This window comes from Bacillus sp. UNC125MFCrub1.1, from assembly GCF_000701305.1.
Taxonomy (GTDB): Bacteria; Bacillota; Bacilli; order Bacillales; family Bacillaceae; genus Bacillus; species Bacillus altitudinis.
Genome location: NZ_KL370769.1, coordinates 1,032,218 through 1,047,881, shown reverse-complemented (window position 1 = coordinate 1,047,881; position 15,664 = coordinate 1,032,218). Strand labels below are relative to the sequence as shown.

Here is a 15,664-nt window from a genome sequence, read left to right as displayed (position 1 = left end):
AAAAATGAAGAGGTGATCAATCATGAAAAAATGGATTTGGATGATAACAGTATTAACAGCGATTGCTGTCCTTGCTGCCTGTGGTAACCAAGGAAAAACAGCGGGAACGAATGAGGAAACCGTAACAGTAAAGGATATGTTGAATAAAGACGGTGTGAAGGTCAAGAAAAACCCGAAAAAAGTCGTCGTTTTTGATATGGGAAGTCTCGATACACTTGATAAGCTTGGTGTCAACGTGACAGCCTTACCAAAACAAGTGATTCCTCACTATTTATCTAAATATGAAAGTGACAAATATGAGAATGTCGGCGGGTTAAAAGAGCCAAACTTTGAGAAAATTGCAGAGATGAAGCCTGACTTGATCATTATTCAGCACCGTCAAGCAGATGCATTTGATGAATTTTCTAAAATTGCTCCGACGATTTATATGGATGTAGATAATGCAAACTATATGGATTCATTTAAAAAGAATGCTGAAACATTAGGGAAGATTTTTGATAAGGAAGACAAAGTCAAAAAAGAACTTTCTGCCATTGACCAAAAAGTGGCTTCATTAAAGAAACAAGCCAAAGAGTTAAAGAAAAATGGTCTCGTCATCATGGCGAACGACAGCAAAATGACGGCATTTGGTCCTAAGTCAAGATATGGTCTGATCCATGATGTATTTGGGATCACACCAGCAGATCAAAAGCTAGAGCCATCTGATAAACACGGACAAAGCATTTCGTATGAGTATATGGTCAAAACGAACCCAGATTACTTATTTGTCGTGGATCGCGGCGCGGCGATTGGAGAAGAAACGTCTGCGAAACAGCTTGTTGAAAATGATTATGTGAAATCAGTCAAAGCGGTTAAAAACAATCATGTGGTGTATTTAAACTCTGACATGTGGTATTTAGCAGGCGGCGGCCTTGAATCATTGAATGCGATGATTGATGAAGTGAAAAAAGGAATTGAACAAAAGTAATGGATGAAAAGCTGCTCATTTTGAGCAGCTTTTTTATTGTGGATACATAAAAATATGTTGCATGCAGGAAACTTTCATCAAAATATGTTATAGTGGAACCTACATTGTGAGACTAAGATAGAGTGAGGGTTCGGAAAGGATGAAGGAGAAAACAAGATCAAAAAGAAGGCTAAGACCTTGGGTGAAAGTCGTGCTGTTTATCATGGCATTTGTCATGATCATGGCAGTATCTGTCACAGGATACGCATACTATAAAATTTCAAAAGCGTCGAATAAAGCGCAAGTATCTTTAGAAAGAGGAGAGACCTCGCAAAAGCGTGTGAAAGCTTTTGATCCAGGAAAGGATAGCTTTTCGGTGCTGCTCTTAGGGATTGACAGCCGTCCAGGTGAAACGGTAGACGAAGCAAGAAGTGATGCGGTCTTACTGGCGACGGTGAATCGAACAGACAAAACGATCAAGCTCCTAAGTATTCCTCGTGATTCTTATGTTGATATACCGGGGAGAGGATATGATAAAATTGCTCACGCCCATGCGTTTGGGAGTGCAGATTTATCAGTCAAAACGGTAGAGAATTTGTTAAACATCCCGGTAGACTATGTGATTGCAGGAAACTTTAAGGCGTTTCAAGACATTGTCGATGAGCTAAATGGAATTGACGTAACGATTGAAGATGAAGGCATTGCAAAACAAATGGAAAAGGATTCAAAAGGAAAAGTTCATGTGGAAACAGGCACGCATACGCTCAGTGGTGAAGAAGCATTAGCGTTTGTGAGAACGAGAAAGGCAGATAGTGATCTCATGCGCGGAAAGCGCCAAATGGAAGCACTTCAAGCCATCTTTGAAAAATCCAAATCCATTTCTTCCATACCGTCTTATGACAACATCATTGATACACTTGGGGATAACGTCTCCACCAATTTATCCATGAAGCAGTTGATCGGTCTATTCCCTTTACTGAGTTCATTAAAATCAGTGGATACCATTCAGTTAAAAGGGCACGATTACCAGCCTGGGAATGTGTATTACTTTGAGTTAGATGGACCAGGATTAGAAGAAGTGAGACAAGAGCTGAGAAAACAGCTCGAATTATCATAATGGAGAAAGAGCCTGCCGCTGTGGCAGGCTTTTTTTAATAATAGAGGGTTGCAGGCATCGTTGGGTACCACACACCATTTAAAGCAAGCGCCCAGCCATACACCTTTTGACCTGATTCAATCTTGTCCTTTACCGAAATGAGTGCTTCGTATGAAAAGACTTGATAAGCCTGTCCAGTTTTTTTAGCGACAATGACCGATAGAATATTGTCATTGAATACACTTGGCTCTTCGTCCGTACTCGTCCAAGCAATTCGATTATAGTAATTCATGTTGAAAGGATTTTCGAGTGCTTTCACTTCAAACTTCACTCGTTTTCCAACGATAGAAACCGTTGTATAGGCTACACTTGTTATTTGTGCAGATGCTGCTGGGGCTTGTTTTCCTGTCTGCAGTGGTTCTAATGCTGACACTGTGCTTGGCACAAGTAATCCTGCTGCTAAGGTGAGAGCTGTTATTTTTTTGAACATGAGTTGGAACCTCCTAATTTTTGGTATAACAATCAATTCGTCAAAAACTGAAGAGTTCCTTCTATAAATGTAAAATATAACCATTTTATTTTCCTGAATGGAGGAAATAATGGGTGAGCATTTCCTCTACACGATGACGTATACGGGGATTAAAATATTTATGCTTTTCTTCATAGCCATTGATCAGAAATAAATATGTCGTAAATCCTTCATCGTGTTCAATTTGCTGTACGTTCATTTTTTCTTTACGTAACTGTTGTTTCAGTTGATAAAGGGCTTTTTGTGCTTCTTTTAATGAAGAGGTGACTAGCTGAATATATGGTTCATTTAGTTTGAATGTTTGATGTTTTTTAAGGTGCGTCAAATCACGATTGAGGATGGAGATGACCATTGGAAGAAAGATGGCCTGTTCCATCATCTGAAGTTGTACGCTTGATAATCTCGTCATGTCCATGCCTGCTTTCTTTGTGTATAGAACACTTGTTCTTATTTATTATATCGGATGAGTTAAAAAATCTCAAGAGGGGCTGAGAGGGATTCATTTGTATATTTTTATGTTTTCCATGTAAAATGAAAGATAGACAAACCTTGAAGGAGTCAAACAAGTTGCCATCATTTCTTGCTATATTTACTCATGAAAATATCACATCATTTTTTGAAAGCTACAAGGCTTTTGGACCCATTGTGGCTATATTACTCCCTTTAATAGAAGCATTTCTACCGTTTTTACCTCTCGTGGCATTTGCGGTGGCCAATGCAAATGCTTTTGGACTATGGGAAGGCTTTTTATTGACCTGGATTGGTGCAAGTGCAGGATCTATCCTTGTCTTTTTATTGATCAGAAAATTTGGACAGATGAGGATGCTGAACTTTATTAGCAGACACCCTTCTATTCAAAAGCTAATGCTTTGGGTTGAAAAGCGGGGATTTGGTCCGTTGTTTATTTTACTCTGCTTTCCTTTCACACCTTCTGCTGCCGTTAATGTCGTAGCAGGTCTATCAAGAATCAGCGTCTGGCAGTTCTCATTAGCTGCTTTATCAGGGAAGTGTGTCATGCTCTTTATTATTAGTTTTATCGGCTATGACATTTCTGCTTTAGTAAAGAATCCGTTAAGAAGTGTTTTTGCGGTTCTAGTCATTGCTTTATTATGGTATGTTGGAAAGAGAGTAGAAAATAGGTTGAATATTCGGATGAGTCAGCGTGAGGACAAAGGAGGCTCTTAATGAAAAAGAAGCCATTGCTATGGTTCATGATTATTACATGCATCGTCTTGTTGTTCCAAGTAAAGAATTTCATGTTTGTCACGTACAAAGTAGAAGGGGTTAGTATGGACCCGACATTTACAGATGGAACAGAATTATTAATTAACAAGTTCTCGCCAAAACTCACGAAAATTAGCCGGTTTGACTATGTATTATTTCATGGCCCTAAAAATCAAATCTTGATCAAACGGGTCATTGGACTTCCAGGAGAAACAATTAAATATGAAGATGATCAACTGTTTGTTGATGGTGTAAAGTGGAAAGAGCCGTATTTAAAAGAGCAGAAAAAACATAAAATGGGCAACGTCCTAACAGGTGATTTTCAGCTGAAAGCCATCACCGGTCGTCAGAACATACAAAACAATCATTACTTCGTGATCGGAGATAATCGAATACATAGCTTTGACAGCCGGCATTTTGGAACGATCTCAAAGGATCAAGTAGTCGGTGTAAAAAGGAATCATGATGAATAAAAAAGAGCCGCTCTGCTTATGCAAAGCGGCTCAGCGTGTAGACAAACCCTCGCATTCGTTGTCATGTCTGCGCTCCAGTGCTCACGAATGTCAAATTCGCTCCGTTCTGGTGCTCGACCTTCCTAGACTTCAAAGGTTTTCTATCACGCTGAAAAGAAGATAACGGGCTAAAATCAACATCATTTTAGCCCGTTGTCAGACAATCTGAAAGCCGCTCTGCTTATGCAAAGCGGCTCTTTTTATTTAGCGGCTTTATAATCAGTCTGTCTTTTTGCCCAGACATGATGTAAGAAACGAAAAAACGGTGGCAGCATGGCGATGACCAAAATTATTCTGACGACTTGTACAGCCACAACAAAGGTGGAATCCTCATGAAGTGTAACAGCTGTTGTGGCCATTTCTGCAATACCGCCAGGCGAAAAAGCAAGAATGGCTGTAATGACAGAAATACCTGTTATTTCTGCGATGGCAATTGAACTGAGAACGGTCGCAGCAATCAATCCGGCTGAGCTGACGACGGCCACAATCAAGGTATTTTTTAACCCGACAAACATTTGTTTATTCATTTTTGACCCGATGGTTGCCCCTAGAAATACCTGTGACGCAATGTTCGCTTGGGCTGGCCAGTAAGGAATCAAATCATGACCTGTCAAGGCGCCTGCCCCTACTTGGAGAGCCGCCACACCTAACATACTGCCGATGAGCCAAGGGGCGGGAAAGTGAAGACGCACGGCTAGGCGTGACATCAGCCATGCCCCTAAAATGAGTGCAGCAGTCCAAGAAATGTTTGATATTGTGAAAACGCCTGATGAGAAGGCGCTGCCTTGGGCGACTACCACATCTGATTGGCTTTTTGTATTTAAATAAAATACCGTAAATGGAATGGTCAGTACGACCATTAACACACGTATCGTTTGTACAAGACTCACTACAGCTGTATTTGCTCCAACCTCTTGGGCGATGCCCGGCATAGCGGAAAGACCGCCGGGGGCAGTGCCGACAAAGCTGGTCAGCATATCTGTTTTACTCAGCTTCCATAAGACAAACCCGGAGAGCATGGCTAATAAAATAGAAAAGACGAGCATGAAACTCACGGGAAGCCAATTTTCAGCGAAAATGTGAAGGACTTTCATGTTCATTTTTTGTCCTAGTTCGATTCCGAGAATGAATTGACCAAGGAGTAGCCATCTGCTGTGAATACGTAAGGTATTCTTTCCTTTACGCTGAAACAGGGCGGGGCGGCGCATGGCAATAAATGCAGCTGTCATTAATGTGCCAATCATCCAGCCGATAGACATCCCTGTTAGAGATAAAAGGAATCCACCTAAACCGCTTACCGCAATCAAAATGAGATCGGTTCGAAGGCTGTTTCCTTGCTTCATCACGTATAAACCTTCTTCCTGTATATTTGTTCAGTAAGTGAAATGTTGTTATCTTCACTATAATACAAAAGTCTCTATAAATAAAATACGAATTTTTTTAGTATTTTCATAAGATTAACTTATGTTTAACTCTGTTAGAAAAAAGATTGTTTTTGATATAAATGACATATAATTTTTGTCAAAAACAAATACAATATACAACGATTTTCCCCTATTTTTGTTATCTGTTGACTATCATTTTCAATTACACTACAATGCTTAGTGTGAGGTGATGACATGAAAATTCCTTCTTTTAAATATAACGAAAAGGGATTGAACCGCTTTTTCGGTCCTTTAGAAGGAAGGATTATGGAGATCCTTTATCAAGGTGAGGATATGCCGATTAAAGAGGTACAGCAGAAACTGTCAGATGAGAAGCCAATTAATTTCAACACGGTCATGACGGTACTCAATCGATTAACCGAAAAAGGAATTGTGGAAAAGAAAACAAAAGGGCGTTCATCTATCTATAACCCTGTTTTAACAAAAGAAGAATTTCTAAATGAGCAAACGAAATGGATTACTCAAGGACTGATGGATGATTTCGGCCCCCTTGCAGTCAATCATATGGTGGACGCAATTGAAAGTGCTGATCCTGAATTACTGAAGGTACTCGAAGCAAGGCTTGCATCCAAAAAAGAGGAGAAACGACATGATTAAAATGAAGTCGAGTCTGCTGTTTTTAGGCGGTATATTGATTGGCTTAGTGATCTTTTACCAGATGGGCTATTATGTACTCTCAAGTTTTTTTGGCTGGAATCAAGCATATAACCTGATCCATGTGTGTCAATCTGTTCTCGAATTTTATGGATTCACTCCGTTAAAGTATTTTCTGGATGCGTTCGTCTTGTATACGCTTGGTTTTGCCGTTTTCTATATGACGAAGCAGGTCAGAAAGTATCTTCATTTCAAAAGAAATATGATGATGGCAGTCGATCAACATTCAACGCAAAGTCTATCAGACAAGTATAGAAATGAGATCATTGTGTTTCATTGCCATGAACCGCTTGCTTTCGCAATGGGGATGCTTCGGCCAAAAGTGTATCTCTCAACAGCGCTTATAGACATACTGGATGAAGGAGAAATCGATGCTGTTGTCTATCACGAATTACATCACAAATACAGCTACGATCCTTTAAAGACTTTCACTTTCTCTATGCTCACAAAAGTGATTTGGTACATTCCTGTGTTAAAGCATATGAGACAAAGTTACTCCGTTTTTCGTGAAGTCATTGCAGATGACTATGCCATTCAGCAGACAGGGACTGAGCTTGGAGTAGGGCAAGCCCTTTTGAAACTCATTAAAAATAGAACCCAGTTTCAAAAACAAACGAAATTTGCCGTGTCCTTTGGAGATAGAGCATTGAATTTAAGAATCCAAAAAATCTTAAACCCAACATACAACATACCGTTCAATGTACCACTTATCCCAATTGTGACATCAACCATCCTCATGTTGGTCTTAATGATTATGCTCAACTTAAATTACTAATTTTTTTTACGAATGAACATTACATGATGTAGTGTAAAAATGGGAGGAAATCACTATATGAAAACAAATCAAGAAATAGGAACACTTTTTGTACGCGTCATCTTAGGCATTATTTTCTTTTTACATGGACTTCAAGCATATCAAGGTGGACTAGGAGGCACTGCGGCATTTTTTGGTCAAATTGGTGTTCCTGAATTTATGGCCTATATTGTCAAAACAATTGAACTGGTTGGTGGAATTGCCCTGATTCTAGGTTTAGGCACACGTCTTTTCGCAGCTTTATTTGTGCCAATTATGGCTGTAGCCATTATCACAGTTGGTTTTGCAAGAGGATTTGTGGGCGGTTATGAATTTGAACTTTCTTTAATGGTCATGGCGCTTTACTTGACACTTAGTGGCAGCAAGATGCTTTCGATTGATGGATTGTTAAAACAACAGCAACAAAGCAATGAAGCAAAATTTCATTAAATAACAAAAAACTCCTTCTGCGATTTGTAGCAGAGGAGTTTTTTTATGGTCAAAAGGTCGTTTTATCATTAAAAAAGGAAAAGCGAAGAGTCGTTTTGATGATGACAGCCCTTTATTTCACATATTGAATGAGCAAAAAAGCAATTTCATTTTTTGACGGAACATACGATCTCCTATTAAAATAGGGGTAACTAAGAAACATGGTGCGTTAAAAGATATAGAAACCAGACAGCATGCTGCTGTTCATCTTGAGCAATACGCTTCATTAATTCCTTTGTTCCTTGATCACGGACATAGTCTGATACCGTTAAGTAAAAATCGACTGTTTTTTGTTCGTCTTTAAAGGCAAATAAGAGACCTTCCCTAAATTGGTCTGGACAAGGCTCTGTTATGCTTGGTTTGTGGTTTTTACCAGTCAAAGAATAGTATAGCTTTGTAAATAGCTGATAATGTCTGACTTCATCCTGACGTATTTCTTGAATGATTTTTTTCGCTTCAGGATTTTTTGCTTTTTGTGCAAGTTTTTCATAGCATTGGATCGCAGAATATTCGCCATTGATGGCCTTTTCAAGGTCTGCAATGATCCTTGTGTTTTGGCGCATGTCATATGGCGAGTAGTCATAATAACCGTAATACATGATATTGCCAGCCTCCTTTTAGATCATGATGGTTTATGATATGAAAAGAGTCGGGAAAGGTGCCTATTTTCTTTTCAATCGGAGGAGAAAGGGAAGGTGATAGGAAAATAGCTATTTACCTTTATTTTCGCTAGAATATGAGTACATAAGAAAGGTGTTGTGGAACGTGGAGATTCAGTTTTTAGCAGGCAGATCAGGGAGTGGAAAAACGACTGCAATTCTAGAAGAAATCAAAGAACAACTTCGGCTTGATCCGCTGGGTCCGCCAATCATTTTTTTAGTCCCGGATCAAATGACATTTTTAATGGAATATGAGCTTGCAAAAACATCTGAAGCTGGTGGAATGATCAGGGCCAAAGTCTTTAGTTTTACTCGGCTTGCCTGGTCTATATTACAGCAGACTGGCGGTGCGAACCGTCAATTTGTCACAAGCACAGGAATTCAAATGCTCTTAAGAAAAGTAATAGAAGAACAGAAAGACAAGTTTAAGGTATTCAAAAAGGCGAGTGATAAACCGGGATTTGTTGAGCAAATAGAAAAGACGATGGCTGAATTCAAAAGGTACTGTATGATGCCGGAGGATATTGAAAAAATCTCGGCATCCAGTATGCATTCAGAGTATACAGAAGAAAGACGTGCGGCGGAAAAATTGCATGATCTTCATGTTCTTTATCAGCAGATGGAGCAGCATCTGCAAGATGAGTATGTGCACTCAGAGGATTACTTGACACTTCTGGCTCAGCAAATTCCTTTATCAGAAGAATTGAGAGGGGCACACATTTATATAGATGGTTTTTATCAGTTTACCCCCCAGCAGCTTCTTGTCATTGAACAGCTTTTGCTACATGCAGAAAAAATAACAGCTGCATTCACAGTGGATCGTTCCTATCATGACACGCAGCCAAATGAACTTGATTTATTTCGCATGACAGGTAAGACATATTCCCAGCTTTATCAGTTGGCCAAAGAGTGCGGAGCGGCTATTTCTGAGAACATTTTGGAGAGAAATAAGCGGCATCTTCATACCCCAGATCTAGCTTATTTAGAAAATCAATATGAACAGAGACCTTTGCAGCCGTATCAAGAAGAAACGCCTCACCTTACCGTATCGAAAAGTGCAAATAAACGAGCTGAAATTGAGGGAGTAGCGAGAGATATTCTTGATTTAGTAAGAGGGGAAGGTCTTAGGTTACGAGACATCTCAATTGTTGCAAGACATGTAGACGACTATAAAGATACGTTAAAAGAGGTGTTTCGAGATTACGATATTCCTTTCTTTATTGATGGAAATGAATCGATGCAGTATCATCCGCTCATTGAGTTCATTCGTTCGAGCCTCGATGTCATAAAAGGGAACTGGCGGTATGAGGCGGTGTTTCGCTGCGTGAAAACGGAGTTCTTATTTCCGCTTGAACTCGCTAAAAACAAAGCAAGAGAACAGGCGGATCAGCTTGAAAACTATTGTATTGCTTACGGTGTAAAAGGTGAACGCTGGACGAATGGTTCACGATTTCATTATCGCCGCTTCCAATCACTAGATGAAGATTTTGGACAAACCGATCAAGAAATAGAAATGGAGCAAATGCTGAATGATGTAAAAGAATGGATTGTTCCGCCTCTCTTTCAATTGCAAAAAAGATTGAAAAAAGCGCAAAAGCTAAGAGACATGGTGGAGGCAGTGTATGTCTTTCTAGAAGAAGCCCAAGTGCCAGAAAAGCTTGAAAAGGCAAGGCTTGAGGCAGAAGAAGCAGGCAGGTTAGCTGAAGCGATGCAGCATGGGCAAGTGTGGGATGCTGTCATTCAATTGATGGATGAATTTGTTGAAATGCTGGGCGAGGAGGAGCTCTCATTTCCATTATTTCAACAGATGATAGATACAGGACTGTCCTCTCTTAAGTTCGCTTTGATTCCCCCTTCACTTGATCAAGTGTTTATCGGAAGTATGGATTTATCCAGAATGTATCAAGTAAAGTGTACGTTTGTCATTGGAGTAAATGATGGGGTTATACCTGCACGGCCCTCTGATGAAAGTGTATTGTCTGAAGACGACCGGGAATGGTTAAAACGGGCAGGAGCAGAGCTGGCAGAGACAGGGAAGGAACGGCTGCTGGATGAACAATTTTTGATATATCAAGCGCTGTCCAGTCCATCGCACTACCTGTATTTATCCTATTCAGCTTCAGATACGGAAGGGCGGTCTCTTTTGCCTTCGACCCTCATCAAGTATTGTGAGGAACTGATGCCAAACCATCAGCAAGCCCTCTATGTGTTAGATCCAGAGCAGTTGGATGATCAGGAGCAATTAAAATTTGTAACAAACGAGCATGTCTCGTTATCCTATACCGTTTCGCAGCTGCAACAATGGCTCAATCAATATCGGATCAGCGGCGTATGGTGGAGTGTATATAATCATTTGATGACCTCGTCCAACCGCGACGTATCAAAAAAAATCATGTCCAGCTTGTTCTTTACAAATAGAGCGAAACGTTTAAATCCGAATGTCACAAAAGAACTTTACGGTGACCATATTCAGGGCAGTGTTTCAAGAATGGAGAAATTCAATGCATGTGCATTTTCTCATTTTGCTTCCCACGGGTTAAAACTAAAAGATCGACAATTTTACAAATTAGAAGCACCTGATATCGGCCAGCTCTTTCACTCGGCTTTAAAACTGATTTCAGATACGCTTGTTGAACAAAAAAAGGATTGGAAAAACTTAACGAAGGAAGATTGTGTGACCTACTCAAGGCATGCAATTGAACAGCTAGCTCCACGTCTACAAAAAGAAATTTTATTAAGCTCTAATCGGCATGCTTATATAAAAGAAAAGCTTCAAAAAATCCTCATCAGGGTGTCTTCTATATTAAGCGAACATGCAAAAGTGAGCGGATTCTCTCCGGTTGGACTTGAGTTAGGTTTTGGAGGTCAAGGACCTCTGCCGCCGTTTACTTTTCAATTAAAAAACGGCTGCACGATGGAGCTTGTTGGAAGGATTGACCGAGTGGATAAAGCAGAAGGATCAAAAGGACTTCTTTTAAGAATTGTCGACTATAAGTCCAGTGAGAAGGGGCTTGATCTAGCAGAAGTTTACTACGGTTTAGCCTTGCAAATGCTCACTTATTTAGACCTGACCATTACGTATTCTAAAGAATGGCTTGGCATGGAAGCGACACCGGCAGGAATTTTATACTTCCATATTCATGACCCGCTGATTCAAGCGCCTATTCCGCTTGGAGAAGATGCAATTGAGCAGGAAATATTGAAGAAATTTAAAATGAAGGGTCTATTGCTCGAAGATGTGGAAGCAGTGAAGTTGATGGATCAAACACTCGAATCAGGAAGATCACAAGTCATCCAAGCTGGTTTGAAAAAGGATGGTTCTTTCCGATCTGACTCTGCGGTATTAAGTGAAGATCATTTTCACATTCTCACAAAACACGTTCGGCGAACCTTTGAAGAGGCAGGAGAAAGAATTACAAGCGGTGAGGTAGAGATAAACCCATATAAATTAAAGGATCAAACCCCTTGCCGCTTTTGCTCCTTTAAGTCTATTTGCCAATTTGATGAATCAATAGAAGATAATGAATTTAGGGTGCTCACCTCTGAGAAGGATGATGTCATGTTAGACCGGATCAAAAAAGAAGGGGATCAGTATGCAAATACCAAAACCGAATAACAGTACTTGGACAGATGACCAATGGAACGCCATCGTTTCAGAAGGACAAGATATTCTTGTTGCTGCGGCGGCAGGGTCAGGGAAAACAGCGGTCTTGGTTGAACGGCTGATTCGAAAAATGACTCGGCCTGAGCAGCCAGTTGATGTGGACAGGCTGCTCGTAGTGACTTTTACCAATGCTTCAGCAGCAGAAATGAAGCACCGGATCACTGAAGCACTTGAAAAAGAACTATCTAAAAACCCTGGATCACTTCATATGCGGAGACAGCTGTCACTTATGAATCGTGCCAATATTTCTACCTTGCACTCTTTTTGTTTGCAAGTTCTCCGTACCTTTTATTATGAGATTGACCTTGATCCAGGTTTTCGTTTGGCTGATCAAACAGAAGGAGAATTATTAGGAGATGAAGTGTTAGATGAACTGTTTGAGGATGAGTATAAGGCTGGAAAGCCGTCATTCTTTGAACTCGTTGATCGTTACACATCTGATCGGCATGATTTAGATCTTCAATGGCTTGTCAAAAGAATTTATGAGTTTTCTAGGTCACATCCAGCTCCCGAACAATGGATGCGGGCATTCCTTTCTCTTTATGATGTGGATACACAGACAAAGGTAGAAGAATTACCCTTTTATCCATATATCAAAGAGGACCTTTCTCTCGTTTTAAGAAGCTGTCAGGAACTGCTGGAACAAGCGCTCACTTTATCAAAAGAGCCGGGCGGTCCAGCACCGAGAGCAGAGAATTTTATAGATGATTTAGAGCAAGTAAATGAATTAATAAGGCATCAAGATGATTTTGGGACACTTTATGAGCTTTTGCCAAACATCAATTTTAAAAGGTTAAAGACTTGCAAAGGGGATGACTATGACCCGGCTCTGTTAGAAAAAGCAACAGATGCACGCAATCAAGCCAAAAAACAATTAGAAAAGCTAAAAGATGAATACTTTATGCGCAGTCCCGATCAGCATTTAAAAAGCTTGGCTGAAATGAAGCCAGTTGTAGAAACACTTGTAGAGCTTGTGATTCAATATGGAGAGCGTTTCGAAAGAGCAAAACAAGAAAAATCAATCGTAGACTTTTCTGATCTAGAACATTATTGTTTGCGCATTTTAGCGAAGCAGGACGCAGAAGGAAATCTCATTGAAACAGAAGCGGCTAAATACTATCAACAGCAATTTGAAGAAGTACTCGTGGATGAATACCAGGATACAAACCTTGTCCAAGAAACGATTTTAAAGCTCGTGTCTAAAGGAAAACATCCTGCCGAAGGCAACCGCTTTATGGTTGGTGATGTGAAGCAGTCCATTTATCGCTTTAGACTTGCAGAGCCGATGCTCTTTTTAAATAAATATAAACAATTTAAAGCAGACAGCAATGAAACAGGTAAAAGAATTGATCTAAATAAAAACTTCCGTAGCCGGGCTGATGTTTTAGACAGTACCAACTTTCTGTTCAAACAGCTGATGGGAGAAACGGTTGGAGAAATTGAATATGATGAACAAGCTGAATTAAAGCTTGGAGCGAGTTATCCGCAAAGCGAAGACACGACGACAGAAATGCTTCTTGTTCATTTAGATCAGCACGACACAGAAAGCGATGAAGAACGAGAAGAGCTAGAGACGGTACAATTTGAGGCGAGAGTGATTGCAAAGAAAATAAAAGAATTGGTAGAACAGCCTTTTCAAGTGTACGATGCAAAACAGCAGCTGACCCGCAACTTGCAGTATCGAGACATTGTGATTTTGCTTCGATCAATGCCGTGGGCTCCGCAAATGATGGAAGAGTTGAAGAAGCAGGGAATCCCTGTTTATGCGAATCTTTCCTCAGGTTATTTCGAAGCTACAGAAGTATCTGTCATTCTTTCTTTGTTAAAAGTGATTGATAATCCATATCAAGATATTCCGCTCGCTGCTGTTTTAAGGTCACCTATTGTTTATTTAGACGAAAATGAGATGGCACTGATTAGAACCAGTGATAAAAAAGGCACTTATTATGATGCTGTGAAGGCATTTATGAGTGTGACACACTCTGATCATCCGACGTGCAGAAAGCTGGAGCGTTTCTTCCTTCAATTACGCAAATGGCGTGATTTTTCTATTCAGCATTCGGTAGCAGAACTGATTTGGGAAGTGTACCGAGATACACAATATCTAGATTATGTCGGCGGGATGCCAGGAGGCAAGCAAAGACAGGCAAACCTTCGGGCTTTATATGATCGAGCAAAACAGTATGAAAAGGCTGCATTTAGAGGGCTGTTTCGATTTCTTCGATTTATTGAAAGAATGCAAGAGCGTGGAGATGATCTTGGAGCGGCAAAAACGTTCAGTGAAACAGAGGATGTTGTCCGCATGATGACCATTCATAGCAGTAAAGGACTCGAATTCCCTGTTGTATTTACTGCAGGACTTGGCAGGAACTTTAACATGATGGATTTAAACCAGTCCTATTTGCTCGATAAAGAATTAGGTTTTGGCAGCAAATATATTCATCCTGAGCTGAGAATTAGTTATGCAACCTTACCGCTGATCGCGATGAAAAAAAAGATGAGAAAAGAACTATTATCTGAAGAACTGAGGGTTCTATATGTGGCGCTCACAAGGGCGAAGGAAAAATTATTTTTAGTCGGCTCTGTCAAAAATCAAGTGAAAGCTTTAAGCAAGTGGCAAAATGCCGCAAACGGAGATGACTGGCTTCTTCCTGATTTTGAACGATATCAAGCGAGAACATACTTAGATTTTATTGGCCCAGCCCTTATCCGTCATCAAGCGATGTCTTTTCTTTTAGAAGAATCGAGAGAAGTCGTTCTCTCGCATCCATCATCATTTTCTATCACCTTTCATCAAGCGTCCGATCTTCTAAAAGAAGACATGTCACTTGAAAAACAAAAACAAGACGAAGTGGTACAAGCATTAATGGAAGGTGTGCCTGTTCAAGGATATGGCGATTACGAGGAGGAAGTAAAAGAAAGACTTACATGGCGTTATCCATATTTAGCGGCCTCCCAAGTAGGGACAAAGCAGTCAGTTTCTGAGATCAAAAGAATGAAAGAAATACAGGATGAATACAGTGTGCCTTCTTCCATCCGAAAGACTCGTGCGACACTGTACGAACGACCGGCTTTTATGAAGAAAAAAACACTCACAGCCGCAGAACAAGGGACGGCCATGCATACAGTCATGCAGCATATCCCTCTTCCTTCAAATGAACCATATGATGAATCTCGTGTAGAAGAGCTGCTCCATTCTTTAAAAGAGAAAGACTTACTAACAGATGAACAAATCCAGTCCATCAATCGAGAAGGAATTGTGGCCTTCTTTTCTACTGCTATTGGTCAAAAACTGCGGAAAGCGGACTGGGTGAAACGAGAAGTATCGTTTAGTATGGTTTTACCGGTTAAAGAGGTATACAGCCATATTGATGCAGAAGGTGAACCTGTGCTCATTCAAGGAATGATTGATTGTTTATTTGAAGCAGATGGCAAGCTCTATTTACTTGATTATAAAACAGATCGAGTGACTGGCAGATTCTCAGGTGGATTAGAGGAAGCTGAGGCGATGTTAAAAAAACGCTATGAAACGCAAATATCGTTGTATACAGCAGCGGTAGAACGTTTAACAAACAGAACATTAGAGGAGAAAATCCTTTATTTCTTTGATGGAAATCTAGAAATTTCTTTATAGGTGGAATGAATGAGAGGTG

Annotated in this window: 13 protein-coding genes; 9 read left to right on the top strand and 4 right to left on the bottom strand. The window is 40.2% G+C overall.

Annotated elements, in window-relative coordinates:
- Window positions 1-22 precede the first annotated feature (22 nt).
- Entirely contained in the window at window positions 23-967 is a 945-nt protein-coding gene (locus N521_RS18100; protein ID WP_035392501.1) for a siderophore ABC transporter substrate-binding protein, read from the top strand.
- 139 nt (window positions 968-1,106) lie between these two features.
- Window positions 1,107-2,063, top strand: coding sequence for an LCP family protein (locus N521_RS18095; protein ID WP_007499147.1), 957 nt, complete (start codon window positions 1,107-1,109; stop codon window positions 2,061-2,063).
- Window positions 2,064-2,097: 34 nt separating this feature from the next.
- Here N521_RS18095 and N521_RS18090 read toward each other — a convergent pair whose 3' ends face one another.
- The gene (locus tag N521_RS18090) at window positions 2,098-2,532 is read right to left on the bottom strand and encodes a hypothetical protein (RefSeq protein WP_035392499.1); all 435 of its coding nucleotides are present in this window, start codon (window positions 2,530-2,532) and stop codon (window positions 2,098-2,100) included.
- Between the two features lie 85 nt (window positions 2,533-2,617).
- Complete coding sequence (locus tag N521_RS18085) at window positions 2,618-2,980, bottom strand: YhjD family protein (RefSeq protein WP_008348633.1); 363 nt, start codon at window positions 2,978-2,980, stop codon at window positions 2,618-2,620.
- Window positions 2,981-3,138: 158 nt separating this feature from the next.
- Between N521_RS18085 and N521_RS18080 the strand changes: the two genes are divergently transcribed.
- Entirely contained in the window at window positions 3,139-3,756 is a 618-nt protein-coding gene (locus N521_RS18080; RefSeq protein ID WP_017360223.1) for a TVP38/TMEM64 family protein, read from the top strand.
- The gene (gene lepB / locus N521_RS18075; protein WP_007499139.1) at window positions 3,756-4,268 is read left to right on the top strand and encodes a signal peptidase I; all 513 of its coding nucleotides are present in this window, start codon (window positions 3,756-3,758) and stop codon (window positions 4,266-4,268) included. Before N521_RS18080 ends, lepB begins: the two co-directional genes overlap by 1 nt.
- A gap of 239 nt (window positions 4,269-4,507) precedes the next feature.
- On the opposite strand, the gene N521_RS18070 is transcribed toward lepB, so the two are convergent.
- Window positions 4,508-5,650 (bottom strand): AbrB family transcriptional regulator, encoded by a 1,143-nt coding sequence (locus N521_RS18070; RefSeq protein ID WP_035392664.1) that lies wholly within the window; start codon window positions 5,648-5,650, stop codon window positions 4,508-4,510.
- 276 nt (window positions 5,651-5,926) lie between these two features.
- Here N521_RS18070 and N521_RS18065 point away from each other — a divergent pair, with 276 nt between their 5' ends.
- The 3 genes from N521_RS18065 to N521_RS18055 are packed head-to-tail and all read left to right on the top strand — an operon-like array spanning window position 5,927 to window position 7,649.
- A complete protein-coding gene (locus tag N521_RS18065) occupies window positions 5,927-6,349 on the top strand; it encodes a BlaI/MecI/CopY family transcriptional regulator (RefSeq protein ID WP_007499135.1) in 423 nt (140 codons plus the stop codon).
- Window positions 6,342-7,181 carry a M56 family metallopeptidase gene (locus N521_RS18060; RefSeq protein WP_035392496.1) on the top strand — a complete coding sequence of 280 codons (840 nt, stop codon included), beginning with the start codon at window positions 6,342-6,344 and terminating at the stop codon, window positions 7,179-7,181. Before N521_RS18065 ends, N521_RS18060 begins: the two co-directional genes overlap by 8 nt.
- Window positions 7,182-7,238: 57 nt before the next feature.
- A complete protein-coding gene (locus N521_RS18055; protein ID WP_008348626.1) occupies window positions 7,239-7,649 on the top strand; it encodes a DoxX family protein in 411 nt (136 codons plus the stop codon).
- 191 nt (window positions 7,650-7,840) lie between these two features.
- Here the strand turns inward: N521_RS18055 and N521_RS18050 are convergent, their stop codons facing one another.
- A complete protein-coding gene (locus N521_RS18050) occupies window positions 7,841-8,287 on the bottom strand; it encodes a ferritin-like domain-containing protein (protein WP_007499129.1) in 447 nt (148 codons plus the stop codon).
- A 166-nt stretch (window positions 8,288-8,453) separates the two neighbouring features.
- Here N521_RS18050 and addB point away from each other — a divergent pair, with 166 nt between their 5' ends.
- The gene (addB, locus tag N521_RS18045) at window positions 8,454-11,963 is read left to right on the top strand and encodes a helicase-exonuclease AddAB subunit AddB (RefSeq protein WP_035392493.1); all 3,510 of its coding nucleotides are present in this window, start codon (window positions 8,454-8,456) and stop codon (window positions 11,961-11,963) included.
- Window positions 11,941-15,645 (top strand): helicase-exonuclease AddAB subunit AddA, encoded by a 3,705-nt coding sequence (addA, locus tag N521_RS18040; protein WP_035392492.1) that lies wholly within the window; start codon window positions 11,941-11,943, stop codon window positions 15,643-15,645. The genes addB and addA overlap by 23 nt, the downstream gene beginning before the upstream one ends.
- Window positions 15,646-15,664 lie beyond the last annotated feature (19 nt).

Coding starts and splice junctions, on each gene's coding strand:
- N521_RS18055 (WP_008348626.1), top strand. CDS start 7,239: ATGAAAACAAATCAAGAAATAGGAACACTTTTTGTACGCGTCATCTTA.
- N521_RS18065 (WP_007499135.1), top strand. CDS start 5,927: ATGAAAATTCCTTCTTTTAAATATAACGAAAAGGGATTGAACCGCTTT.
- N521_RS18060 (WP_035392496.1), top strand. CDS start 6,342: ATGATTAAAATGAAGTCGAGTCTGCTGTTTTTAGGCGGTATATTGATT.
- N521_RS18070 (WP_035392664.1), bottom strand. CDS start 5,650: ATGAAGCAAGGAAACAGCCTTCGAACCGATCTCATTTTGATTGCGGTA.
- N521_RS18050 (WP_007499129.1), bottom strand. CDS start 8,287: ATGTATTACGGTTATTATGACTACTCGCCATATGACATGCGCCAAAAC.
- N521_RS18090 (WP_035392499.1), bottom strand. CDS start 2,532: ATGTTCAAAAAAATAACAGCTCTCACCTTAGCAGCAGGATTACTTGTG.
- addA (WP_035392492.1), top strand. CDS start 11,941: ATGCAAATACCAAAACCGAATAACAGTACTTGGACAGATGACCAATGG.
- N521_RS18100 (WP_035392501.1), top strand. CDS start 23: ATGAAAAAATGGATTTGGATGATAACAGTATTAACAGCGATTGCTGTC.
- N521_RS18095 (WP_007499147.1), top strand. CDS start 1,107: ATGAAGGAGAAAACAAGATCAAAAAGAAGGCTAAGACCTTGGGTGAAA.
- lepB (WP_007499139.1), top strand. CDS start 3,756: ATGAAAAAGAAGCCATTGCTATGGTTCATGATTATTACATGCATCGTC.
- N521_RS18085 (WP_008348633.1), bottom strand. CDS start 2,980: ATGACGAGATTATCAAGCGTACAACTTCAGATGATGGAACAGGCCATC.